General features: G+C 74.0%; 20 protein-coding genes. 8 read left to right on the forward strand and 12 right to left on the reverse strand.

All coding sequences use genetic code 11. The features are described from left to right. Nucleotides 1-14: 14 nt before the first annotated feature. Entirely contained in the window at nt 15-470 is a 456-nt protein-coding gene (locus tag ACGFXC_RS07700) for a hypothetical protein (protein ID WP_393710514.1), read from the forward strand. 89 nt (nt 471-559) lie between these two features. Here the strand turns inward: ACGFXC_RS07700 and ACGFXC_RS07705 are convergent, their stop codons facing one another. Next, entirely contained in the window at nt 560-3,289 is a 2,730-nt protein-coding gene (locus tag ACGFXC_RS07705) for a DNRLRE domain-containing protein (RefSeq protein ID WP_393710516.1), read from the reverse strand. Between the two features lie 205 nt (nt 3,290-3,494). On the opposite strand from ACGFXC_RS07705, the gene ACGFXC_RS07710 reads away from it, so the two are divergent. After that, on the forward strand, nt 3,495-4,202 hold the full coding sequence (locus ACGFXC_RS07710; RefSeq protein ID WP_393710518.1) for an HAD family hydrolase: 708 nt from the start codon (nt 3,495-3,497) through the stop codon (nt 4,200-4,202). Nucleotides 4,203-4,220: 18 nt separating this feature from the next. On the opposite strand, the gene ACGFXC_RS07715 is transcribed toward ACGFXC_RS07710, so the two are convergent. Then, complete coding sequence (locus ACGFXC_RS07715; RefSeq protein ID WP_393710520.1) at nt 4,221-6,164, reverse strand: glycoside hydrolase family 5 protein; 1,944 nt, start codon at nt 6,162-6,164, stop codon at nt 4,221-4,223. A gap of 629 nt (nt 6,165-6,793) precedes the next feature. On the opposite strand from ACGFXC_RS07715, the gene ACGFXC_RS07720 reads away from it, so the two are divergent. The 3 genes from ACGFXC_RS07720 to ACGFXC_RS07730 all read left to right on the forward strand — a co-directional run bounded on the left by ACGFXC_RS07720 (nt 6,794) and on the right by ACGFXC_RS07730 (nt 8,425). Continuing rightward, the gene (locus ACGFXC_RS07720; protein ID WP_393710521.1) at nt 6,794-7,096 is read left to right on the forward strand and encodes a hypothetical protein; all 303 of its coding nucleotides are present in this window, start codon (nt 6,794-6,796) and stop codon (nt 7,094-7,096) included. Nucleotides 7,097-7,295: 199 nt separating this feature from the next. Further along, a complete protein-coding gene (locus tag ACGFXC_RS07725; protein ID WP_393710523.1) occupies nt 7,296-7,757 on the forward strand; it encodes a Crp/Fnr family transcriptional regulator in 462 nt (153 codons plus the stop codon). 224 nt (nt 7,758-7,981) lie between these two features. Continuing rightward, nucleotides 7,982-8,425: a subtilase-type protease inhibitor gene (locus ACGFXC_RS07730; protein WP_393710525.1), complete on the forward strand. Its 444-nt coding sequence runs from the start codon at nt 7,982-7,984 to the stop codon at nt 8,423-8,425. A 112-nt stretch (nt 8,426-8,537) separates the two neighbouring features. Here ACGFXC_RS07730 and ACGFXC_RS07735 read toward each other — a convergent pair whose 3' ends face one another. Both ACGFXC_RS07735 and ACGFXC_RS07740 read right to left on the reverse strand, forming a co-directional pair. After that, the gene (locus ACGFXC_RS07735; protein WP_393710527.1) at nt 8,538-9,395 is read right to left on the reverse strand and encodes a GNAT family N-acetyltransferase; all 858 of its coding nucleotides are present in this window, start codon (nt 9,393-9,395) and stop codon (nt 8,538-8,540) included. Nucleotides 9,396-9,453: 58 nt separating this feature from the next. Continuing rightward, nucleotides 9,454-9,900, reverse strand: a complete 447-nt coding sequence (locus ACGFXC_RS07740; protein WP_393710529.1) for a hypothetical protein — start codon at nt 9,898-9,900, stop codon at nt 9,454-9,456. 168 nt (nt 9,901-10,068) lie between these two features. On the opposite strand from ACGFXC_RS07740, the gene ACGFXC_RS07745 reads away from it, so the two are divergent. After that, nucleotides 10,069-10,794: an NAD-dependent deacetylase gene (locus ACGFXC_RS07745; RefSeq protein WP_393710531.1), complete on the forward strand. Its 726-nt coding sequence runs from the start codon at nt 10,069-10,071 to the stop codon at nt 10,792-10,794. A 20-nt stretch (nt 10,795-10,814) separates the two neighbouring features. Here the strand turns inward: ACGFXC_RS07745 and ACGFXC_RS07750 are convergent, their stop codons facing one another. From ACGFXC_RS07750 to ACGFXC_RS07775, 6 genes are all read right to left on the reverse strand, one after another. Further along, the gene (locus tag ACGFXC_RS07750) at nt 10,815-11,297 is read right to left on the reverse strand and encodes a VOC family protein (RefSeq protein ID WP_393710532.1); all 483 of its coding nucleotides are present in this window, start codon (nt 11,295-11,297) and stop codon (nt 10,815-10,817) included. Between the two features lie 120 nt (nt 11,298-11,417). Beyond that, complete coding sequence (locus ACGFXC_RS07755; protein WP_393710534.1) at nt 11,418-14,972, reverse strand: CDP-glycerol glycerophosphotransferase family protein; 3,555 nt, start codon at nt 14,970-14,972, stop codon at nt 11,418-11,420. Between the two features lie 184 nt (nt 14,973-15,156). Next, a complete protein-coding gene (locus ACGFXC_RS07760) occupies nt 15,157-15,531 on the reverse strand; it encodes a hypothetical protein (protein ID WP_393710936.1) in 375 nt (124 codons plus the stop codon). Nucleotides 15,532-15,650: 119 nt separating this feature from the next. After that, a complete protein-coding gene (locus tag ACGFXC_RS07765; RefSeq protein ID WP_393710535.1) occupies nt 15,651-16,103 on the reverse strand; it encodes a roadblock/LC7 domain-containing protein in 453 nt (150 codons plus the stop codon). A 71-nt stretch (nt 16,104-16,174) separates the two neighbouring features. After that, nucleotides 16,175-16,939 (reverse strand): transcriptional regulator, encoded by a 765-nt coding sequence (locus ACGFXC_RS07770; RefSeq protein WP_393710537.1) that lies wholly within the window; start codon nt 16,937-16,939, stop codon nt 16,175-16,177. Continuing rightward, nucleotides 16,936-17,349 (reverse strand): hypothetical protein, encoded by a 414-nt coding sequence (locus ACGFXC_RS07775; protein WP_393710539.1) that lies wholly within the window; start codon nt 17,347-17,349, stop codon nt 16,936-16,938. The genes ACGFXC_RS07770 and ACGFXC_RS07775 overlap by 4 nt, the downstream gene beginning before the upstream one ends. A 274-nt stretch (nt 17,350-17,623) precedes the next feature. Between ACGFXC_RS07775 and ACGFXC_RS07780 the strand changes: the two genes are divergently transcribed. Then, nucleotides 17,624-18,877 (forward strand): PucR family transcriptional regulator, encoded by a 1,254-nt coding sequence (locus tag ACGFXC_RS07780; RefSeq protein ID WP_393710541.1) that lies wholly within the window; start codon nt 17,624-17,626, stop codon nt 18,875-18,877. Here the strand turns inward: ACGFXC_RS07780 and ACGFXC_RS07785 are convergent. Next, nucleotides 18,789-20,735 (reverse strand): APC family permease, encoded by a 1,947-nt coding sequence (locus ACGFXC_RS07785; RefSeq protein WP_393710543.1) that lies wholly within the window; start codon nt 20,733-20,735, stop codon nt 18,789-18,791. The genes ACGFXC_RS07780 and ACGFXC_RS07785 overlap by 89 nt on opposite strands. Before the next feature lie 152 nt (nt 20,736-20,887). On the opposite strand from ACGFXC_RS07785, the gene ACGFXC_RS07790 reads away from it, so the two are divergent. Then, on the forward strand, nt 20,888-21,301 hold the full coding sequence (locus ACGFXC_RS07790) for an SHOCT domain-containing protein (RefSeq protein WP_393710544.1): 414 nt from the start codon (nt 20,888-20,890) through the stop codon (nt 21,299-21,301). A 67-nt stretch (nt 21,302-21,368) separates the two neighbouring features. Here the strand turns inward: ACGFXC_RS07790 and ACGFXC_RS07795 are convergent, their stop codons facing one another. After that, nucleotides 21,369-21,824 (reverse strand): (2Fe-2S)-binding protein, encoded by a 456-nt coding sequence (locus ACGFXC_RS07795; protein ID WP_393710546.1) that lies wholly within the window; start codon nt 21,822-21,824, stop codon nt 21,369-21,371. Between the last annotated feature and the right edge of the window lie 8 nt (nt 21,825-21,832).

Here is a 21,832-nt window from a genome sequence, read left to right on the forward strand (position 1 = left end):
GGTGGGTGGTTGCGGTGCCGGAGCCCGGGGAGCGGACGTTCGAGCCCGCGAGCGGCGACGGTCCGGAGCGGGCGGACGGCGGCGCGCGGGCGGCCGAGCTGCGCACCGCGTACGAGGGGCTCGTACAGATCCGGCGCCTGCTGGGCGGCGGCCCGGAGGTTCCCGCCCCGTGGGAGCGGCGGCTGGTGCCGCGCGCGGTGGCCCTCGTACTGGAGGCGGCCGGGTTCCCGCCGTCGGCGGTGGACGCGCGCGGGATGCGCTGCCGGACCGGCTACCGGGTGGCGGCGCCGGAGCCCGGGACGGGCCGGGTGGAGGTGAGCTGGCAGGGGCCGCCGGGGAGCGGGGCGGCGCGGGAGGAGCGGGAGCGGCTGACGGCCTGCGCGGCGGAGCTGGAACGGCACGGCTGGGAGTGCCTCCTGTACCGGGGCCCGCGCGGCCGCCGCTTCCTGGAGGTGGAAGCGCCCCGCTGACCACGTCCGCCCCGCCGACCACGGCGCCCGCGCGGGACGCGGGGGCCGTGGTGGGGCCGTGGTGGGGACGCTGTGGCGGCGCGGTCCGCCTACGGGGCGCCGAAGGTCAGCGTCAGCCGCGGGGTGCCCTCGTTCGCCGCTGCCTCCGAGGACCACAGCCACAGCGCGTCCGTCCCTGCGCCGGTGAGCGCCAGACCGTACGGGCCGCCGAGGGCGCCCGCGAGGGGCGCCGGGTCGAGGCCCGCGGTGTGGACCGCCGAGCCGTCCGGGATGCCGGGGAAGTTCCCGAGCGCCGCGCCGCCCAGGGCCGGCCGGCTGTTGTAGGTGGTCCCGGCCTCCGACCAGGAGCCGGTGACCGGGACGACGGAAACGGTGTCCGCGGTCCCGGCGCCGGTCATGGTGCTGGTCTTCACGCTCAGCGAGGCCGACTTGAGCACGGTGCCGGCGGGCGCGGCCGGCAGGTCGAAGCGCAGGTAGCTCGCGTACAGCGGGGTACCACGCACCGCCAGGGAACCGGAGCCGCCGAAGTTGCCGTCCGGGGCGCCCGCGTTGGCGTACGTGTCCTCGGCCGCGGTGAGCTGGACGACGGAGTCGGCCGGGGCCGAGGCGAGGGCGTGGTGCTGCTCGACCTGGGCGGCGCTCAGGACGGCCGGGTAGACGGCGGTCTCGTCGATCAGGCCCGCGAAGTGGTCGCTCGCCGGACGGTCCGGCCAGCCGTTGAGGTTGTCGTAACCGACCCGCCAGTAGCCCGAGTAGTTCTCGTGCGTGGTGACGCCGAGCGTGCCCTTCGCGGCTCCGTCCACGTAGAGGGTCATTCCCGCGGGGCCCTGGGTGGCGACGACGTGGTGCCACTGGTCGTCGTTGTAGGCGGCCGTGGTGGTGATGGTGCGGGTGGCGCCGGTGTAGACGCCGTACACGAGCCGGCCGTCGTCGGTCATGTAGACGTGCTTGTCGTACTGGCCGCTGCCGTTGGTCTGCTGGTTGCCGAAGCCGACCAGCTTGCCGCCCTGGGTGGTGGCCGTCTTGAACCAGGTCTCGATGCTGTAGGTGCCGCCCACCGTCTGCCGACGGTCGCCGTAGACGTGGCTCGTCGTGCCGTTGAAGCCGATCGCCGTACTGGGCCCGCCGACCGCGCCGGGCGACTGGCGCAGCGCCGGGGCGTTCTGGTGCACGCCCGCCTGGTTGCCGTCCGAGGAGTCCGCCACGTACGGCAGGGCGGTGTCGTCGTAGCGCCAGTAGAGCTGGGCGCCGTCCGCGCGGATCCGGCTCGGGTAGGCGTCCACCGAGGCCGGGACGCTCACGCCGACGGTGCCCGACGGGGCGCTGACGTTGCCGGCCGCGTCCGTGGCCGTGACCCGGTAGGTGTAGGACTGGCCGGCCTGGGCGGTGGTGTCGGTCCAGGAGGCCTGCGGTCGCCGGAAGAACAGCGAGTCGGCGGTGACCGTGCCGATCGGGGTCGCCGCGCCGTTGCGGTAGATCCGGTAGGTGAGCGCGCTGTCGTCCAGGTCGAGGCTGGTGCGCCAGCGCACCTGGACCTCGCCGGGCCGGAAGGCGGCCGCGCTCGCCACGGGGGTGGTGGGCGCGCCGGTGTCACCGGTGGAGGAGAAGCGGGTGAGGCTCTGCTGCGCCGCGCCGTTGACGGAGGTGAACTCGCCGCCCACCCACAGGTAGGGGGTGCCGTTCTTCGCGCCGACCGTCATCACGCGCGGGCCGATGCCCTCGCCGATGCCGTCGTTGGTGTCGGGGGCCCAGCCCAGCTTGCCGACGCTGGTGGTCGGCTGGGCCAGGAGGTGGTGGCGCTGGCCGTCGGGGTACTCGCCGACGCTGGAGCAGTCGTGCGCGTGGGAGGCGCTGTAGAGCACGTTCTGGTACGGCAGGACGGCCTGGGTGGCGCCGAGGCAGGTGTCGCGCCAGCGCTGGCCGAAGCCGGCCAGGTCCAGGGCGATGCGTCCGTCGAAGACCCCGCCGCCGGTGCCCTCGTTGGCGGTGTAGAAGCCGGTCGCGTCGGTGGCGATGTCCTTGACGACGGAGTTGGTCTCGATGAAGCCCGGATAGGACTTGGTGAGGTTTCCGCTGGTGGCGTCGACGACGGCCAGGGCGTGTGTGTTCGTCCCGTTGACGGTGAAGAAGTCCCCGCCGAGCAGCACGTTCTCGCCGTCCGGGGTGACCTCCACGGCGCGGCCCGGGTCGTCGGCGTCGGCCCGGAAGGGGCGCAGTGCTCCGTCGGCCGCGTCGACGGCGGCGAACCGCTGGCGGGGCTGGCCCGCGACGGTCAGGAAGTCGCCGCCGGCGTAGACGGTGTCGCCCGTGACGGCGATGGCCCGGACGGTGGCCGCGAACGCCGGGCGGAAGGAGGGTTTCACGGCGCAGGTCGCCACGTCGATGGCGGCGATGCTGGAGACCGGGGTGCCGTTGACGGCGCCGAAGTAGCCGCCCGCGTAGAGGGTCTTCTTGTCCGGCGAGAGGGTGAGCGCGCGGACGGTGGCGGTGCCGCTGCCGATGGTGAAGGACAGCTGGCAGGAGGTGGGGGCCCCGGTTGCGGCGTCGAGGGCGGCGAAGTTCACCGCCGTCCGCTCGCTGCCCGCGCCGCCCGCGGGCGGGCGGAGCGCGGAGAAGGTGCCGCCGGCGAAGACGGTGCCGCCCGTCTCGGCGAGGGCCCAGACGACGCCGTTGGGCTGCCAGGTGGGCAGCGCGTCGGCGGTGAAGGCGACGGGCGGGGTGATGGCCGCCGCCTGCGGGACGAGGCCGGCCGCGACGAGCGCCGCGGATCCGGTCAGGGACAGGGCGAGAGCGGCCGCCAGCCCTCTGGACCTACGCATGGGTCTACGCATGAACCCCCCAGTTCGGTGTGCGTGGTGCCGCGCGCGCGGGGTGCGCGGCGGCACGGCCCTACATACGCGCGCACCCTAGGGCGAAACGACGGCCCGGACACCACACTTGACGCATCTCATGCCGAACGCGGCGGGCTGCGGCGCGGGTCACGGCCCTGGAGGGGCCGTCGCCGGGTGGCCTACCCTGCACTCCATGATCAGGGAAACCGAACCCGTCCAGCTGGTGATCTTCGACTGCGACGGGGTGCTCGTCGACAGCGAGCGCATCGCCGCCCGCGTGCAGGTGGAGCTGGGGGCGCGGCTGGGCTGGCCGCTCACGGAGGACGAGGTGGTGCGCCGCTTCATCGGACGCTCCAGCGCCTCGGTGCGCGAACAGGTGGCCGCCCGGCTCGGGGCCGGGACGGCCCGCGAGTGGGAGGAGTCCTTCGCGCTCCTGCACGCGCGGGCCGTCGACGCGGGCCTCTCCCCGGTCGACGGGCTGCCCGAGGCCCTCGACCGGATCACCCTGGCGACCTGCGTCGCCTCCAGCGGATCCCACGAGAAGATGCGGCACACCCTGGGCCGTACCGGCCTCTACGAGCGCTTCGCGGGCCGGATCCACAGTGCCACCGAGGTCCCGCGCGGCAAGCCGGCCCCCGACCTGTTCCTGTACGCGGCCGCCCGCATGGGGGTCGATCCGTCGGCGTGCGTGGTCGTCGAGGACAGCCGGCCGGGCGTCGAGGCGGCCCGCGCGGCGGGCATGCGCGCGCTGGGCTACGCGGGCGGGCTGACCCCGGCCTCCGCACTGGCGGGCCCCGGCACGACCGTCTTCACCGACATGCGCGAACTGCCCGCGCTGCTGGGGCTGGACACCGGGCGTCCGGCCGGGGACGGAGGGATCCCGGCCGGACTTCCGGTCTGACGGTGCCTCCCGGCGGGCTCAGCCGGCCCCGAGGGGGCGGCACAGGAGGGCCGCCGGGCCCGGGCGGGCGCCGACGCGCGTGGTGAAGGCGATGCCCGCCGCGTACTCGGCGGGCAGGCACTGGCCCTTGAGGTTCCCGGTGGCGAAGTCGCCGCCCCCGGCGCCCGCCGGGCGGTTGTCGCCCCGGTCGAACCAGACCGTACGGCCGCCGCCCGCGGGCAGCGCGGTACGGGCCGGGGCGCACAGGGCGGCCGAGACGCGCTCGCCGCGCAGGCTGTAGCCGATGAGGAACTGCCCGTCGGGGCACTGGAGTTTGGTGTAGCCGCCGGCCCAGTCGCCGCCCGGCGGGACGTACGTCTCGTCGCGGACCACCGTCTGCCCCGCAGTGGCGGCCCGCAGCTCCGGGGTGGAGCACAGGCCCCGGCCGCCGGTGTGGGCGAGTCCGGCCAGCCGGGCGCCGTCCGGGCAGACCGCCTTGCGGGCGCCGCTGTCCCAGTCCCCGGCGGCGCGGGTGCGCAGCGAGGCGTTGTGGTCGCGGTGGTCGGTGCTCAGCTGGTACCAGGCGACGGTGGCGGGTACGGGGCCGGTGCGGCCGGAGGCGGTGGTGAGGGACGTCCAGGGGGCGGTGCGCCAGTCGGCGGGGTCGAGAAGTCCGCTGCGGCGGCCGGTGGCGTCGTAGCGGAGCAGGGCCCAGCTGTCGCCGCCCGGGGCGCCTTGCGCGGTGGTGCTCCAGCCGACGAGCGGCCAGTAGGCGAAGTCGGCGTCGGAGGCGGCGAGGTCGGCGGTGACGTTCTGGAACCAGGCGCGCGGGAGGGCGGCGCCCTCGTCGGCGCCGATGCCGAACTCGCTGATCCAGACGGGGGCGGTGAAGTGGGTGCCGGTTTCGGCGGAGACGAAGAAGGCCTGGTCGTAGAGGGTCTGGCGGAGTTCGGCCGGGGTCATGTCCTGGTAGCGGGCGTCGTGGGTCTCGCCGAGGCCGGTCGCGCCGCTGTGGTGGGGGCCGGTGTACCCGTAGAAATGGGCGGAGTACACGAGCTTGCCGGACACGACGAGGGTGTGGGAGAGGGCGCGGACGGGGGTGAGCACGGGCCGGCCGTGGGGGAGGCCGTCGAGGGGGATGCCGGTCCAGTTGATGCCCTCGATGACGATGAGGAGGGCCGGGTTGGCCTCGGTGAGGATCCGGTCGGCGGCCTCCTGGGCGGCGGCCTGCCAGTCGTGGGCGTCGCCCAGGCCCCAGTTGGGGTCGTCCCAGGTGTCGCGGCGGACCTCGTTGTAGAGGTCGGCGCCGACCACGCGCGGGTTGTCGCGGTAGCGGCGGGCGAGGAAGACCCAGTCGTCGGCCCACTGGGCGGTGGAGCGGCCGCTGTTCCAGCGTTCGTTGCCGTCCAGGCCGCAGCACCAGCGGGTGCTGCCGGTGTGGTTGTTCAGGATGACGGCGAACCCGGCGTCGGTCAGCGCCCGTACGACGGCGTCGTACACCTGGAGGGGGGTGCGGCCGCGCAGGGCGGGGTTGGCGGCGACGGCCGCGTCCGGTACGGGGGCGGTCGCGTGGAGCATCTCGTTGGAGAAGGGCAGCCGGACGCTGTTGAGGCCGAGGGCGCGGAAGTCGGCGAGCAGGGTGGGCAGGGCGGCCCGGTCCAGGCCCAGGGGGATGCCGTGGGAGTCCTGGCCCGCGTGGTGGTTCGCGGGGTCGCCCTGGTCACCGGAGCCGTTCCACGAGCCCTGGGCGCCGTCCCAGTTGCCGGAGCGCAGGCGGAAGCGGTTGCCCTGGGCGTCGACGATGTAGCGGCCCCGGGTCGAGAGCGGCGGCGTCCAGGGCGCGTCCACCGGGGCGGAGCCCGGCGCCGGACCGGCGGCCGCGGGCGCCGCGGGGACGTCGGCGGCGGCGCTGCCCGTGGCGGCCGGCAGCGCGCCGCCCGCCAGGAGCAGCACGCTCAGCACCACCCGTACGAGGCTCTTCATGTCGGCTCCCGCCGGCTCCGGCCGCCCCGGTCCCGGGCGGCTGCGGCCGACAAGTTACCGCCCGGTCGCCGACGGGGGAAGGCGCGGGACGCCGGCGGAACGACCCGCCGGACCGGCGCCGGGACGACCCGGAGCCGCCCGGGCCGGAGCCACCCCGGCCGGGGCCGCCCGGGGCGGGGGCACCCGGGGCGGAGCCGTCAACCGGGGCCGGAGCCACCCCGGCCGGAGCCACCCGGGGCGGGGCACCCGGGGCGGAGCCGTCACCCCGGGGCCGGAGCCGCCTGACCCGGAGCCACCCCGGCCGGAGCCACCCCGGCCGAAGCCACCCCGGCCGAAGCCACCCGGGGCGGGGCCGCCTAACTCGGAGCCGCCCGGGCCGGAGCCACCCGAGCCGGAGCCACCCGGGCCGGAGCCGCCTGACCCGGAGCCACCCCGGCCGGAGCCACCCCGGCCGGAGCCGCCCGGGGCGGGGCCGCCTGACTCGGAGCCGCCCGGGGCGGGGACGTCAACCGGGGCCGGGCCCGCGCCAGCCCCGCGTACGGCCCCGGGCCGCCGAAACGCCCCCGCGCGCGGCCCGCTCCGCCTACGGTGCCCCAAGGGCTCGGCACAGACGTCGGAGGGTGGGGCTGATGGACGAGGAAGAAGACATGCGGCTGGCGGGGATGACCCCGGAGATCTCCCGGCGCACGCTCGCGATGCTGCGCGCCCTGGCCGGGCTGGAGCCGCCGGAGCAGGTGCCGGAGGAGGCCATGCTCGTCGCCGACGCGATCCTGGCCGAACACGGTACGGACGGCTTACGGGTCCTGGTGATGACCCTGGCCGCCTGGGCCACGGCGCAGATCGAGAACGTCGCGGAGCTCAGCGGGCGCAGCCACGAGGCGGTGCTCGACGCGATGGAGCTGGCCTGCCTGGAGGCGGGCGCCGAGGAATAGCCGCCGAACCCGGCCGGAATGGTTTGCTCCGGTGTGCTGCGGGTGACCCTCCGGAGCGGGAGCCGCCCGCCTCGGCGGGCGGCGGGCGACCGACCGCACCGGTCCGCCCCGACCCGGGCCGCGGCGTGCCGTCGTCCCGGACCGGGGTCGGCGACACTGGGGGGACCAGCAGGTTCGGGGGGCGTGATCGGAGGCTGTCGTGAGCACACCTTCCCCCATCCGGATCTCCGCCGTGCTGTCCGCCGAACACCGCGGGCGACTGATGTCCCAGGCCCGTGAAGTCAATTTCCGCGAGGGTGCCCGGCTCTTCGACGAGGGCGGCCCGGCGGATGCGTTCTGGATCGTGCGCTCCGGCACGGTGACGCTGGAGACTCCGGTGCCCGGCCGCCGGGCCGCTCCGGTCGAGAGCCTGGGACCGGGCGAGCTCGTCGGCTGGTCCTGGCTGTTCCCGCCGTACGTGTGGCAGCTGAGCGCCGAGGCGATGACCCCGGTGCGGGCCTACGCCTTCGACGGGGCGGCCGTACGGCTGCTCATGGACGCCGATCCCGCCTTCGGTTCGGCCGTCGGCCACTGGGTGGGGCGGGTCCTCGCGGTACGCCTCCAGCAGACCCGGACCCGGCTGCTGGACCTCTACGCCCCGCGCTCCGGGGCGACCCGCTGACCACCTCCTGACCCTCCCGCAGCGCGCCAACCCCTTTTCGGGGGGTGTGTTCGGCCGATTCGGCGGACCGCTCCCCCACAGGTCACGGCGGGTGGCGCCGCTGCGGTCTGCACACGCGCACTCACGATCGGTGACGGAAAACAGCGGTACGAACGGGCGTTCACGCTCCGGATCGGCAAGACTCCCGTCCGTTATCCGAAACACCGACCCGAGGAGTGTTCGAAATGCGGTCCATCACCAGGAGTCTGGGACTGGCCACCGGAGCCATGGCGCTCACCGCCCTCACCGCGCTGGCCGGCACCGGCGCCGCCGACGCGGCTCCGACCGGTACGCAGAGCCTGTACGCACCGTCCGCGCTCGTGGTCAGCGTGACGGCCGGACCGGACGCCGCCCACGGTACGGTGCTGCGCGCGGCGACCCTGGTCTGCGCGCCCCGCCCCGGCGGCACGCACCCCGACCCCGCCGCCGCCTGCGCCGAGTTGAAGGCGAACGGCCCCGCCCTGGACGCCCTCACCGCGCCCCGCGCGAACGTCCGGTGCACCAGGGAGTGGGACCCGGTCACCGTCACCGCCGACGGCGTGTGGCAGGGGCGCCGGCTGAGCTACACGTACACGTTCGCCAACCCGTGCGGTCTGCACGCCAGCACCGGAACGCTGTTCGGCGTCTGAGGACGGCCGAGCACGACCCGAGCACGACCCGGGGACACCTGCGGACACCTGCGTGCCGGGCGGCGACGTGCGACCGCCGTCCGGCCCCGCCGCCGCGGCGGCGGCCCGGCCGTCAGCCGAGTTCGAGGCTGGTGACCCCGTACAGGCCGGCGGTGTCCACCTCGGGCGCCGGGCCGGTGTACATGCGGGCCGTCTCGAAGGACGGCACGAGCCCGAGCCCGGCCAGCACCGCGGCCGCGGCCGGGTTGACGTCGGGTGCGTCCACGGACACCTCCCCTCCGGGGGCGTACCCGGCGAGCCGCCCCACCAGGGCGGCGGCGACCTGCGGGGTGGCCGCGTACAGCGGCCCGATCCGGGAGGCTCCGGCGCAGGGGCGGATCACCCCGAGTCCCTCGATCCGCCCGTCGCGGACGGCGGCCAGGGCGGTCCTGCCGGGCAGGGAGGTCCAGGCGGACAGGAAGGCGTCGCGGGGGGCCGGGAAGAAGCGGCGGTCGTAGGCCGCGAGCCGGGCGAAGGGCAGCGAGGCGGCATCGACGGTCTCCACCCCCGCGCCGCCGGCGCCGTCGTCCCCACCGGGCTGCGGCACCCCCTCGAAGCGCAGGTTGGTCCAGGCGGAACGGAACCCGGACCTGCGGTAGTTGTCCTGCTGCTCGACGACCCCGTCCAGACCGGTCAGCCGGCCGGCCAGCCGCTCGGTGGCGGCGTTCCACACCTGGATCCCGTACCCCCGGCCGCGCAGGCCGGGGCGGACGATGTAGTGGCCGATGAAGCCGTGCGCGTCCCCGTAGCGGACGGCGGAGACGCAGGCCACCGGCTCCCCGTCGAGCCGGCCGACGAGGAAACCCGCCGGGTCGGCGACCGCGAAGGCGAAGCGGTCGGTGTCCCCCGGGTTCCAGGCTTCCGCCTCGGCCCAGCCGCGGAGCATTTCCATGTCGGCCGCGCTCGCGGCGGCGATCTCCCATCCCGTCATGTCCGGTGTTGTACCAGAAGGAGCGCGGCCGCCGCAGGAGTGCCCGGCCGGCCGGGGCTCAGCCCGCGCAGATCACGTCGTCGAGCTGGATCGGCACCGAGTCCAGGCGCACGTAGGCGGTGAAGGTGTCGGTCTTCCCCGACCCCCAGACGGTGGTGACGGTGGCCCAGCCGACGCGCGCCGTCATGAGGACGGTGGCCGGGCCGACGGTGATGCGGCGCGGCAGGTCCTGGGCGCAGAGCAGCTCGTCGAAGTCGGGGGTGCGGTCCTGCTTCTCGCTCAGCTGCTGCGAGATCCGCAGGGCGCGGTCCTGCTCGGTGGGACCGTGCTGGCGGTAGAAGGAGTGGAGGAAACGTTCGATCTCCTTGGCGGTGTGGAGGTGGCGGTGGCGCAGCGGTCCCGGATCGGCGGGGGCGGCCGCCCGGGACGGGGACGCGAGCAGGGCGGAGAGGAGCGCGGACAGGATGAGGAGCAGGGCGCCGGAGCGGCGGGGCGTGAGCGTCATGTCCGGGTTGTAGCGGCTCGTCCGCCCGCACCGGCAGGGGCGCGGCGCGGGCTCACTCCGGTGGGCGCGGAGATTCACCGCAGGAACGTCCCTGCGCCTGTGCCGCCCGGCCCCGGACCACCCGAAATGGGGTCGCGGGCCGCGCGGGGGGCTGCGTAGGGTCGGCGCATGGGGAAGCCGCTCGTCGCAGTGTTCAGTGGGGCCGGGATGTCCACCGATTCGGGGATCCCCGACTATCGGGGGCCGCAGGGGCTGTGGCGCCGCGAGCCCGGCGCCGAGAAGCTCGTGACGTACGCGCCCTACATGGCCGATCCGGAGATCCGCCGCCGGTCCTGGCTCATGCGCGCCGAGATCTGGGCGGCCGCGCCGCGGCCGAACGCCGCGCACCTGGCCGTCGCCGAGCTGGAGCGCGGCGGCACTCCGGTCCGGGTGATCACCCAGAACGTGGACGGGCTGCACCAGCTCGCCGGGATGCCGGCGCGGAAGGTGTTCGAACTGCACGGCTCCGCGCGGTCGGTGGTCTGCACCGGCTGCCACGCCCGGTCGGGGCTGGAGGAAGTGCTCGCCCGGGTGGCCGCCGGGGAACCCGATCCGTCCTGTACGGCCTGCGGCGGGATCCTGAAGACGGCGACCGTGATGTTCGGCGAGCGGCTCGACCCGGAGGTGCTGGCGCGAGCGGTGGCCGTGGCCAAGGGGTGCCAGGTCTTCCTCGCCGTCGGTTCGACCCTCCAGGTGCAGCCCGCCGCCTCGCTCGCCGGGATGGCGGCGCGGGCGGGGGCCCGCCTGATCATCGTGAACGCCGAGGAGACCCCGTACGACTCCCTGGCCGACGAGGTCGTCCGCGAGCCGATCGGCACCGCCCTGCCCGCCCTGCTGGCCCGCCTCTCGGCCTGAGCCTCCGTGCGCCGGGGGCCTCAGGCGGCGTCGGCCGCGCGCCGCATCTCCGCCACGTCCAGCTTCTTCATCTTCATCATGGCGGCGGTCGCGCGGGCGGCCCGCCCCGGGTCGGGGTCGCTGATCAGGTCGATGGCCTCGTCCGGGGTCACCTGCCAGGACAGTCCGAACTTGTCCTTGACCCAGCCGCAGGCGGACTCCTCGCCGCCGTCCTTGGTCAGGGCCTCGTAGTAGTAGTCCGCCTCCGCGTCGTCCGCACAGCGGATCTGGAAGGAGACGGCCTCGGAGAAGGTGAACTGGGGGCCGCCGTTGAGACCGATGAAGCTCTGCCCGTTGATCTCGAACTCGACGACCATCACCGCCCCGGGCTCCCCCGGGCCCTCCGCGGTGTAGCGGCCGATCCGGCCGGCCTTGCCGTCCTTGAACACGGACAGGTAGAACGCGGCCGCGGCCTCCGCGTCGCCGTCGAACCACAGACAGGTGGTGAAACCCTTGCCGGCCATGACTGCCTCCCGAGGGGTGGGCGTGCGGGGCGGCGGCTGCCGTCCCCACTCCTACAGACGGGTTCCGCGCCCGAAACTCATCGGTGGCGCGGAACCGGTCCGTACGTTCACCCCTGCGGGCTACATGGCGAGCATGCGGTCGACGACCCGCTCCGTGGCCCGGCCGTCGTCCAGGTCGCAGAACTCGGCGCGGAACGCCTCCCGCGCCCCGGCGTACTCGGCGCCCACCGCGTCGGCGTCGCGCACCGCCGCGATCAGGCTCTCGGAGTCCTTCAGCAGCGGTCCGGGGGCCTTGGCCTCCAGGTCGAAGGTGAAGCCGCGCAGGGTGTCGCGGTAGTGCTCCAGGTCGTACGCGAACAGCAGGATCGGCCGGTCGGTCAGCGCGAAGTCGAAGAGCGCGGAGGAGTAGTCCGAGATCAGCACGTCGGCGACGAGGAGCAGGTCGGTGGTGTCGGGCCAGCGGGAGACGTCGATGACGAAGCCGTCGCGGACGCCCTCGCGGACCTGCTCCCCCACGGAGTGGTGGCCGCGCACCAGCAGCACGTGGTCCTCGCCGAGCTCGCGGCGGGCGGCGTCCAGGTCGATGCGCAGGTCGAGCTTGTAGCCGCCGGTCCAGCCGAGCCGGTTCTCGCGCCAGGTGGGCAGGTACAGGACGACCTTCTTGCCCTCCGGCAGGCCGAGCCGGCGGCGGACCTCCGCGATCCGTGCCGCGTCAGGGCGCACCAGGGCGTCGGCCCGCGGGCTGCCGGCCTCCACGACGGGGCCGTCGTAGCCGAGGGCCCGCTTGAGGACGGGCGTGGCGTAGGAGCTCGGGGAGGCGAGCAGCGACCACTGGGCGCTGTCGTGCCGGAGCCCTTCCAGGACCTCGGGGCTGGTGTAGTAGTCGTGCGTGAAGTCGTAGCCGATCTGCTTGAGCGGCGTGCCGTGCCAGGTCTGGACGACGGTCTGGCCCGGGCGGCGGAAGAAGGGCAGCGGCACGCTGTCGTTGACGACGTAGTAGCGGGCGCGGGCCAGTACGTCCCAGGCTTCCAGGCTGCCGTACTGGACGGCGCGGGCGGTCGCCGGGACCTCGGCGCGGCCGTCGCGCACCAGCCAGACGTGCTCCAGCTTCTCGCCGCGGCGCAGGAGTTCCTCGTGGATGGCGCGGGGCGAGTCGCCGGCGCCGTTCCCGCGGAAGGTGTCGTAGACGACCATGTCCTTGACCGGCAGGGCGCGCTGGGCCGGGTAGGTCACGTCGCGCGCGACGCGCTGGGCGTAGGCGGAGCGGTCGTGCGGGCTCAGGAGCGGGTCGGCGACGAGCGCCATCCGGTCGTGGAGGCGGGCTTCGACGCGCATCCGGCGGCCGAGGACGGTGAGGGTGTGCGGTCCGGAGGCCATGACGGACGGGGCGAGCTGTACGTGCACCCCGCGGTCGACGCCGAGCAGTCCGGCGGTGTCGCCGCCCCGGCCCGCCGGGCGCAGCGTGGGCCACCAGCGGCCCTTGGGCAGGGTGGTGCGGCCCGCGTACGGCTCGGGGAGGACGGGCTCGAAGGTCGCCTCGAAGCGGTCGCCGTCGCGGGTGACGGGGTAGCTGAACTCCATGCCGTACTGGTTGTGCAGCACCAGCTCGTACGGTTCGCCGGCCGTGGAGGCGGGCGCGCGGAAGCTGCCCCCGAGGGTCAGGGTGCCCTCCCGGGCGCTGACCGTGTCGACCCGCGGCGGCGAGGGCTGGACGGAGAGGATCAGGTGGCCGCTCATGCCCCGCTTGGCGTAGACGGTGCGTTCCCCGGGGTCGCCGGGGAGGGGGACCACCAGGCCGGTGAAGCCGCCGCGCTCGTCGTGGGCGACGGGGTGGCGGGTTCCGTCGGCGCGGACCACGGACAGGTTCCAGGGCTCGGGGCTCCACGTCCCGGGCTTGCGCCGGGGTACGGCGCCCAGGGCGGCCAGCGGGACGGCGGCGGTGAAGGGGATCCGGCCGCCGGGGCGGGCGGCCGCGGTGGCGAGCGGGAAGGTGAGGACGCTCTGGCCGTGCTTGGCCTGGAGGGTGGCGTCCGCGCCGACGTCGGCGGCCAGCTCGCCCGTCAGCTCCAGGGTGTCGCCGTCGATGGCGCGGACGTCCAGGACGCGGGCGCGGACGATCTCGACCTGGACGGTGAGGACGTTGTTGACGGTCGGCAGGATGCGGACGTCGGGGGTGGCCCAGTAGGCGGGCGGGGTGAGGGCGCTGTCGTGTTCGCCGCCCTTGAGGCGGGCCCGGTGCAGGCCTCCGGCGCCGGTGACGGCGATGGAGGTGGACCATATGCCCTCGCGCCACTTGCCGCCCGACTGGAAGACGGTGGGGTCGACCACGGCGCTGAAGCCCGCCCAGTCCGCGTGCCGCAGGGCGAGGTGCGGGCTGTTGACGGTGGCCATCGGGGAGGCGACGGTACGGGTGTTGACGACGGTGCGGCGGCGCTTGCCGTTCTCGCGGAAGATCAGCATCTTGCGGGAGCCGAGGCGGCTCTCCGCGCCCATGTGCCCGGGCAGGGCGTAGCCGCGCAGCAGCAGTTTGCCGTCGCTCCACGCGGCCTGCTCCAGCCGGCTCACCACGCGGCGCTCGCGCGGGCCGAGGGTCAGCAGCTTGGCCGGGACGGGTGCCGTGAGGAAGGGGTAGTCGGCCTGCGGCCGGGCCAGTCCCTTGACGGGCACGCTGTAGGTGAAGTCCCGCTGGTGGCGCAGGAGGGCGATGAACTCCTCGACGCGGCCCTCGCGGGCCAGGTACGCCTTGAGCCGGTCGGCGACGGTGAGGTCGTTCCAGGGGTCGGTGCCGATCTCCCGGATGAGGCCGCCGACCTCCTTGACGAAGGCGGCGCGGAAGTCGGGGCCGCCCTCGGCGACGTACTTGTAGATGAGCGGGAGCTCCTCGCTCAGCACGTTGCGGTCGTACTCGCGCAGGTAGCGGGCGTACTTCTCGCCGGACTTGGCGAGGAGCGCCGCGCGGACCAGGCGGACAGAGGTGACGCGGTCGATGACGGAGACCGGGTCGGTGGAGCGCTGGGTGATGGAGCGTTCGCCGGTCTCGCGGACCCGCCAGTGGTAGACGACGTCGCCGATCACGTCGACGCTCTTGGCGAAGTAGTGCGCGGGAATGCTGACGGGGGCGTCCTCGTAGAGGATGCCCTCGGGGTAGGCGAAGCCGTGCTCCTCCCAGAAGCTGCGCCGGTAGACCTTGTTCCACGCGGTGCGGTCGGTGACCAGCGCCGGGAAGGTGGAGATGTGGGTCTTCAGCCGCGTGTTCGCGAATGCGAGCCGGTGGCCCCAGGACTGCTGCATGCCGACCGAGCGGAAGCGCCTGACGTTGCCGGCGGCGAAGTCGGAGCCGGTCTCGTCGAGGGCCGCGATCAGGCGCTCATAGGCGTGGGGCGGCATGGTGTCGTCGCTGTCGACGAAGGCCACGTACTCGGCGCCGTCGGCGGCGTGCCGGAAGCCGACGTTCCGCGCGGCGCCCAGGCCCGCGTTCTTCTGGAGGACCACCCGGAACCGTTTGTCACGCTCCGCGAACGCCTGCGCGAGGGCGGCACTCGTGTCGGTGGACCCGTCGTCGACGATCACGACCTCGAAGTCGTCGAACGTCTGAGCTGCGAGGGACTCCAGGCACTCGTCGAGGTAGAGCTCGACGTTGTAGACGGGGACGACGATGCTCAGGCGCGGGGGCATGGGTGGCGGGTTCTCCAGCGTTTTTTGCTTTGTCGATGGGTTGATGATCAGCTGATTACAGCATCTTACTCTGTAACAGGATGATAAAGTCCGCCCATCTCGGACATATACCCGGGGGCCGCCGGGGCGGACGGCAAAGAATTCGACCGCCCGCCACCGCGCCGTCGCGGCCCCCTCGGACGGCTCAGATCTCCAGGTCCGCCTCGATCTTCTTCAGCTGGTGCCTGGCCATGGCGAGATTGGCCCGGCCGCGGTCGAGCGCGAGGTAGAGGAAGAACCCGCTGGTGCCCTTCGCCTTCATCAGCCGGATCAGGTGGTACTGACTCCCGAGCGTGATCAGGATGTCCTCGATCGCGTCGTTGAGGCCGAGCATCTCCATCGCGCGGACCTTGGCGCGGACCACGTCGGTGTTGCCCGCCGCGGCGACCGAGAGGTCCAGCTCCTTGCCGCCGCCGATGGTGCCGAGGGCCATGCCGCTGCCGTAGTCGACGAGGGCGGCGCCGATGGCTCCGTCGATGGTGGCGGTGGCTTCCTTGAGTGCGGTCTCGACGTTGACCATGAGGGGTTCCTCTTTCTGCTGTGGCATGTCCCGGGACGGGACGGACGGACGTGCTGTCGTTTGCTGGGCGAGAAGACGGAAGAAGAGCGGAAGGAAGGGGGAGGGGTACGGGAACGGGGTCAGGACGCCGGTCCGATCGCGGCGGGGGGCGGCGGGAGCCGGCCGGGCCCGCGCCGCCCGAGGCTGTGGTCGATGAGTTCGGTGATCCGCAGGCTGGAGCGGCGCGCCTCCAGATGGAGGCGGCCGACGTTGACGCGCGGCTCCGCGATCAGGGTCAGCACCGCCGCGTCGCCCGCGGCGTAGGTGGCGACGTACCCGTGTTCGCCGCGCACGAGGAGTTCGCGGAAGCCGCCCTGGCCGGTGCAGTCGCTGAGCCGCTGGGCGACGCCGAGGGCGGCGGCGGTCAGCGCGGCGACGGACTCGGCCTCGGTGGCGGCGCTGTCCTGGGCGAGCACCAGCCCGTCCGCGCTCGCGGCGAGGGCTCCGGTGAGCTGGGGCACCCGGGCCCGGAGCCGGCGGAGCTCGGCGAGTATCTCGGCTTCGGCTTCGGCGGGCACCATCGCCGCACTCATCTCGGCGCTCCTCCCTTCGGGCAGCCTCCGCTCGGAGCGGTCGGCTCGCAGAACCGGTCGCAGCGGGAGCCTCACAGACTTGCCTCCAGTGCGTCGCGTAACCGGCGGAGCAGAGCCACGTCCGGGGATTGGGCCTCGGTGATCCAGGCGGGCAGGGGCGGGGCCGGCAACGGGACCGGCCGGGTGTGCGGAGTCTCGACCAGTCCGGCGGCGGCGAGTCTTCGTACGTCGAGCAGGGTGTGGAAGGCGGGCCGGCCGAGCGCCCAGGCCAGGTCGGCAGGGGTCCGTACGCCGTCCGCCTGGGCGAGCAGGAGCCGCTGGCGGGCGGTGACGGTCTGCCCGGGCGCGGCCCGGCGGGGCACCACCGGGGAGATGTCCAGCAGCGGGTACGGCCAGACGGCGTCGAGCAGTTCGCGGCGGCGGCTGGTCTCGCGTTCGACGGCCGCCGCCGGGACGGAGCGGACGGAGCCGATCCAGTGGGTGGCGCCGCGCCGGAAGCGGGAGGGCCCGCTGCCGGGGGACAGGGCGAAGAAGGCGGCGTCGAAGATCGCGGCGAGATGACAGATCTCCAGCTCGCCGCCGGCGAGGCCGCCGCTGTCGACGAGGAAGCGGGCGACCTGGCGACGGGCACCGGCCTGGTTCACGGCCTCCTTCCAGCGTTCGGGGGCGAGTCCCCCGCCGGTGGTGAGCAGGACGTCGAGGCCCGGGGTGGCGGGGCTCTCGGCGTGCACGATGCGGCCGTCCTCCAGGAAGAGGGTGCCGCGGTCGCGGAGCAGGGCGCCGGTGGCGCGTTCGGCGGCGAGGCGGGTGAGCAGGGGGGAGACGGCGGTGGTCATCTGAGCACGAGTCCTTCGGCCAGTGCGCGGAGTCTGTGGCGGGCGAGGGCGAGGTTGCCGTCGGTCCGGTCCAGCCACAGGTGGAGGAAGACGCTGCTGTCGAAGCTCGTGTCGACGAAGCGGAGCACGTGGTAGCCGGAGCGGGTGGTGACGATCAGGTCCTCTACGGGGGGTCCGGACGCCGGGGGTCCGTCGGTGGATCCGGGTTCGCCCGCCGCCGGCGCGAAGGACTCGTACTCGGCCGCCGCCCGGGCCAGTTCGGCGGTCTCGGCAGCGGTGGTCTCGTGGTCACCGACGGGTGAGTCGCCGGCGGTGCCGAGGGCCAGTCCGCTGCTCCAGTCGACCAGCGCGGCCCCCCGCGCACCAGGCAGCGCCATGGCTTCGAGCAGGCATTCGTCGATCCCGGGCACGCGGGCTCCCCTCCCGGCCGCACGTGCTGTATGCACGGTCGTACGGCGCGACAAGAAGGGAACTTACTCAACTTCCACTCTGCGAAAGGGCGTTCTGGCATTTTCCGCTGGAACATGCGCGTTACCGCGCGACAGCTTGGCCGGAACGCATCCGTTTTTGATCAAGAGTGCGATCGTGAGAGCGATCGAGACCGTTCTCCCTCCCCCATCCTGCCCGAAACGGAGTCCGCCCGGGGCTCCCCCGCGCCCCCTCGCCCGTGTCACGCTGCCCGTCATGGAGCGGATCATCGAGGAGATACGCGAGGACCTGAACCGCCGGATCGCCGTCGCGGCGGACCGGCTCGCCGACCGGACGCTGACCGAGGATCCCGCGTACGCCGCCCTGCTCGGGCGGCCCGAACTGCGCGAGCGGATCCACCTCACCCTGAACCAGGCGGTCGAGGGCCTGGTCCGCGGCGCCCGGGGGCTGCCGGCCGAGCTGGACGACGCCCGGGCCACCGGCGCGCTGCGGGCCGGGCAGGGGGTGCCGCTCGCTTCCGTGCGGCGGACCTACCGCTCCGGCGGGCGGCTGCTGTGGCAGTCCCTGACCGAGGCGGTGGCCGCGCACGACCGGGCGGAGCTGCCGCGGCTGCTGCCGGGGGCGGTGGCGCTGTGGGACGTACTGGACCAGATGGCGGACGCCGCGTCGGAGGCGTACCTGCGGGTGGAGGCCGAGCGGGGCGAGCGCGACCGGGAGCTGCGCGCGGCCCTGCTCGACACCCTGCTGGAGGGCGGCGTCCCGCCGGCCGAGGCCACCGCGGCGGCCGTCCGGCTGGGCCTGCCCGAGCGGGGCCGCTTCGCCGTGATCGTCCTCGCGGCGGCCGGGCCGGGCGCGGCCGGGCTCCCTGCGGGCGCGGACGGGGCCGACGACGGACCCCGCGTCCTGTGGCGGGTCCGCGCCGACGGGGAGACCGGCCTCGCGGAGCTGGGCCACCATCCGCTGGAGTCGCTCCGCGGCCTCCTCGGTCCGCTCGCGGTGCGCGCGGGGGTCAGCCCGGTCGTGGCGGCCCCGGCCGAGCTGACCGGGGCCCGGCGGCTCGCGGCCCTCGCCCTGCGCACCGCCCCGGCGGCGGCCGGGCCCGGGACCGCGCTGCTCGACGAACGGCTGCCGGCAGCGCTGGTGGCGGCCGACCCCGAACTCGCGGCCCGGCTGCTGCGGGTGGTGCTGGGCCCGGTCCTGGCCCTGCCCCCGGAGGACGGCCGGGTGCTGCTGGACACGCTGGGCACCTGGCTGGCCTGCCGGGGCTCGACCACGTACGCGGCGCAGCGGCTGTACTGCCACCGCAACACGGTCTCCAACCGGCTGCGGCGCCTGGAGCAGCTCACGGGCCGGGCCCTGTCGGACCCGGCGCACGTGGTGGAGCTGGCGCTGGCCCACGCGGCGGTGCGCCAGCGCCCGGCTACGCCTCCTGCGACTGCGGCTGCTGCGGCTGCTGCTGGGCCGACTCCAGCAGGTACGGCACGTCGATCACCGCGACCCCCGGGGTGAACAGCAGCCGGGCCTTGAGCCGGAAGGCGTTCTGGTTGTGCAGGGGCTGTTCCCACCAGTGGCCGACGACGTACTCGGGGATGACGACCGAGAGCATGTCCGTGCCCTCGGCGGCGGCCTGCTGCTCCACGTACGCCATCACCGGTCCGACCACTTCGCGGTAGGGCGAGTGCAGGATCTTCAGCGCCATCCCCGGATCGTGCGCGGCCCACGCCGCCCGCAGCCGGTCCGCGTCCTGCTCGTCGGCGGCGACGGACAGCGCGGTCAGGGTGTCGGGCCGCAGCCCCTGGGCGTAGCCGAGGGCCTTGAGGGTCGGGGCGTGGACGGAGGCGACGAGGACGATGACGTGGTGGCGGGCGGGTTTGCGGGGCCGGACCCCGGGGGCCACGGACACCTGCCGGGCGACGGTGTCGTAGTGGCGGCGGACGCCCTTCATCCCGATGAACAGGGCGGGCATGGCGATGACGACCAGCCAGGCCCCGTGGGTGAACTTGGTGATGAGGACGATGACCAGCACGACGGCGGTCATGCAGGCGCCGACCGCGTTGATGGCGAGCCGGCGGTGGATGTGGACCCGCTCGTCGCGGGGCGTGGCCGGTGAGGCGAGCGCGCGGCGCCAGTGCCGGACCATCCCGGCCTGGGAGAGGGTGAAGGAGACGAAGACGCCGATGATGTAGAGCTGGATGAGGCGGGTCAGTTCGGCGTCGAAGGCGACGATCAGGGCGATGGCGGCGAGGGCGAGCAGGACGACGCCGTTGGAGTAGACGAGCCGGTCGCCGCGGTTGAAGAGCTGGCGGGGCGCGTACCGGTCCTTGGCGAGGATCGAGGCGAGCATGGGGAAGCCGTTGAAGGCGGTGTTCGCGGCGAGGACCAGCACTCCGGCGGTGACGGCCTGGAGCAGGTAGAAGAGGAAGTGCCAGCTCCCGAAGGTGGCGCGGCCGATCTGGGCGAGCGCGGTGGACATCGGGGTGCCGGGGGCGAGTCCCAGTTCGGTGGGGTCGGCCGCGACGTGCACCTGGTAGGACATGGCGAGGACGGTGATGCCGGCGAACATCGTCACGGACAGGACGCCCATCGCGGCGAGGGTCGTGGCCGCGTTCTTCGCCTTGGGCTTCGCGAAGGCGGGGACGCCGTTGCTGATGGCCTCGACGCCGGTCAGGGCGGTGCAGCCGGAGGCGAAGGCGCGCAGGGCGAGGAGGATCACCGCGAAGCCGGTGTAGGTGCCGGCGGCGGTGATGGGCAGGTGGGCGGACTCGGCCCGGATGGTGTCGCCGGTCGCGAGGCGGACGGCGGCGAAGGCGAACATCACGTAGATGACGAGGACGAAGCCGTAGGTGGGGATGGCGAAGACCCGGCCCGACTCCCGCACGCCGCGCAGGTTCATGAGGGTGAGCAGCACCACGAAGGCGACGGACAGGGCGACTTGGTGGTCGCTGAGGGAGGGGATCGCGGAGGTGATGGCGGCCACCCCGGAGACCACGGAGACGGCGACGGTCATCACGTAGTCGACGAGGAGGGCGCTGGCGGCGGTGAGGGCGGCGGTCGGGCCGAGGTTCTCGGAGCTGACGACGTACGCGCCCCCGCCGCCGGGGTAGGCGTGGCAGGTCTGCCGGTAGGAGGCGATGACGACGACCAGCAGGAAGACGATGGCGGCGGCCGCATACCACGTGAGGTGGAGCAGCGCGACCCCGCCGAGGGCGAGGATCAGGAGGATCTCCTCCGTGGCGTAGGCCACGGAGGAGAGCGGGTCGCTGCAGAAGATGGGCAGGGCGAGCCGTTTGGGCAGCAGGGTCTCGCCCAGGCGCGCGGTGTCCAGGGGCTCACCGACCAGCACGCGTTTCAGATTGATACGCCTCATTCCGGCATGATCGTCCATTTATGGCCGATTTGCGGGGAAGCTGCCGGTCCATTCGGCCCAGTGGCGATCTTGTGCGGCCGCTGCGATGGTGATCACGTCGGCCGCCCGCGCGCTTCGGGCACGGGCGACCGCCCGAACGAAGGAGGGCGGCCATGGACGCATCCGTCTACCTGGCCTACGACTACCCGGTCCTGGGTGCCTTCTGGACCGTGATGTGGATCTTCCTCTGGGTCATGTGGCTGATCCTGCTCTTCCGGATCATCGTGGACGTCTTCCGCGACCACGAGATGAACGGCTGGGTGAAGGCCGCGTGGCTGCTGTTCCTCCTGCTCATCCCGTTCGTGGGCGTCCTGGTCTACGTGATCGCCCGGGGCAGGAACATGGGCCGGCGCGAGATCAAGCACGCGCAGGAACAGCAGGAGGCCTTCAACAGCTACATCCGCGAGACCGCCGGGACCACCGGCAAGAACACCACGGACGAACTCGCCCGGCTCTCCGAGCTCAAGGCGAAGGGCGACCTGACCGAGGCCGAGTTCCAGCAGGCCAAGCAGAAGCTGCTGGCCTGAGCACCGCGGACCCGGGCCACGGCGCTCCCGTCCGGGGCCCCGCCCCTCGTGTCCGGGGCCCCGCCGCTCACATCCGGGCGGCGGCGCTGCGGATCGCCTCGCGGATGCGGAAGTAGGTCCCGCACCGGCAGATGTTGGCGATGGCGTCGATGTCGGCGTCCGTGGGCCGCGGGGTCCGCTTCAGCAGCGCCACGGCCGCCATGATCTGGCCGGGCTGGCAGTACCCGCACTGGGCCACGTCCTGCTCCAGCCAGGCCTCCTGCACCGGGTGCAGGGTGTCCCCGTCGGCCAGGCCCTCGATGGTGGTGACCTCCTTGCCCGCACAGGCGGACACCGGCACCACGCACGGCCTGACGTCGACGCCGTCGAGGTGGCTGGTGCAGGCCTTGCAGACGTCCACCCCGCAGCCGTACTTGGGACCGGTGATGCCCAGCAGGTCGCGGAGCACCCACAGCAGGGGCATGGAGTCGGGCGCGTCGACGGTGACGCCGCGCCCGTTGACGGTGAAGGTGTGGGACGGCACGGGAGCTC

Source organism: Streptomyces sp. NPDC048507 (assembly GCF_043199995.1).
Taxonomy (GTDB): domain Bacteria; phylum Actinomycetota; class Actinomycetes; order Streptomycetales; family Streptomycetaceae; genus Streptomyces.

Bases quoted from the DNA above. Each gene is read 5' to 3' on its own strand.
- ACGFXC_RS07705 (WP_393710516.1), bottom strand. From the start codon at position 3,289: ATGCGTAGGTCCAGAGGGCTGGCGGCCGCTCTCGCCCTGTCCCTGACC.
- ACGFXC_RS07710 (WP_393710518.1), top strand. From the start codon at position 3,495: ATGATCAGGGAAACCGAACCCGTCCAGCTGGTGATCTTCGACTGCGAC.
- ACGFXC_RS07715 (WP_393710520.1), bottom strand. From the start codon at position 6,164: ATGAAGAGCCTCGTACGGGTGGTGCTGAGCGTGCTGCTCCTGGCGGGC.
- ACGFXC_RS07720 (WP_393710521.1), top strand. From the start codon at position 6,794: ATGGACGAGGAAGAAGACATGCGGCTGGCGGGGATGACCCCGGAGATC.
- ACGFXC_RS07730 (WP_393710525.1), top strand. From the start codon at position 7,982: ATGCGGTCCATCACCAGGAGTCTGGGACTGGCCACCGGAGCCATGGCG.
- ACGFXC_RS07735 (WP_393710527.1), bottom strand. From the start codon at position 9,395: ATGACGGGATGGGAGATCGCCGCCGCGAGCGCGGCCGACATGGAAATG.
- ACGFXC_RS07740 (WP_393710529.1), bottom strand. From the start codon at position 9,900: ATGACGCTCACGCCCCGCCGCTCCGGCGCCCTGCTCCTCATCCTGTCC.
- ACGFXC_RS07745 (WP_393710531.1), top strand. From the start codon at position 10,069: ATGGGGAAGCCGCTCGTCGCAGTGTTCAGTGGGGCCGGGATGTCCACC.
- ACGFXC_RS07750 (WP_393710532.1), bottom strand. From the start codon at position 11,297: ATGGCCGGCAAGGGTTTCACCACCTGTCTGTGGTTCGACGGCGACGCG.
- ACGFXC_RS07755 (WP_393710534.1), bottom strand. From the start codon at position 14,972: ATGCCCCCGCGCCTGAGCATCGTCGTCCCCGTCTACAACGTCGAGCTC.
- ACGFXC_RS07760 (WP_393710936.1), bottom strand. From the start codon at position 15,531: ATGGTCAACGTCGAGACCGCACTCAAGGAAGCCACCGCCACCATCGAC.
- ACGFXC_RS07765 (WP_393710535.1), bottom strand. From the start codon at position 16,103: ATGAGTGCGGCGATGGTGCCCGCCGAAGCCGAAGCCGAGATACTCGCC.
- ACGFXC_RS07770 (WP_393710537.1), bottom strand. From the start codon at position 16,939: ATGACCACCGCCGTCTCCCCCCTGCTCACCCGCCTCGCCGCCGAACGC.
- ACGFXC_RS07780 (WP_393710541.1), top strand. From the start codon at position 17,624: ATGGAGCGGATCATCGAGGAGATACGCGAGGACCTGAACCGCCGGATC.
- ACGFXC_RS07785 (WP_393710543.1), bottom strand. From the start codon at position 20,735: ATGAGGCGTATCAATCTGAAACGCGTGCTGGTCGGTGAGCCCCTGGAC.
- ACGFXC_RS07790 (WP_393710544.1), top strand. From the start codon at position 20,888: ATGGACGCATCCGTCTACCTGGCCTACGACTACCCGGTCCTGGGTGCC.